The 362-nt window shown below is 58.6% G+C and carries 1 protein-coding gene; it reads right to left on the bottom strand.

What is annotated here, in order from left to right:
- A partial coding sequence (locus QSJ95_RS32610; RefSeq protein ID WP_285647896.1) for a Fe-Mn family superoxide dismutase occupies window positions 1-362 on the bottom strand: 362 nt, incomplete at both ends.

Raw genomic sequence — 362 nt, 5'->3', positions numbered from 1 at the left:
ACGATGGCGAGCGAGCCGCTGGGCTTTCTCACCAGCCAGGTCCAGGAAGAGCCGAAGTTGCTGACCGCTTTGTCGTTGAACGCCTGCTGGAAACCCTCGAAGGAGCCGAATCCGGTGTCGATGGCATTGGCCAACGCGCCGTCCGGCCGACCGCCGCCGCTGGGGCTCAGGCAGTTCCAATAGAAACTGTGGTTCCAGATTTGCGCAGCGTTGTTGAAGGTCGCCCCTTCGGAAGTCCTGATGATTTCCTCCAGGGTGCGGCCTTCGAACTCGCCACCTCGGATCAACTCGTTCAATTTCACTACGTAGGCAGCGTGATGCTTGCCGTAGTGATATTCGAGCGTCTCTTTCGAAATATGGGG

It is taken from the genome of Pseudomonas sp. NBRC 100443 (assembly GCF_030268185.1).
GTDB lineage: Bacteria > Pseudomonadota > Gammaproteobacteria > Pseudomonadales > Pseudomonadaceae > Pseudomonas > Pseudomonas citronellolis.
The sequence above is the reverse complement of the archived record's forward strand: the minus strand, read 5'-3'. Positions and strand labels throughout refer to the sequence as shown.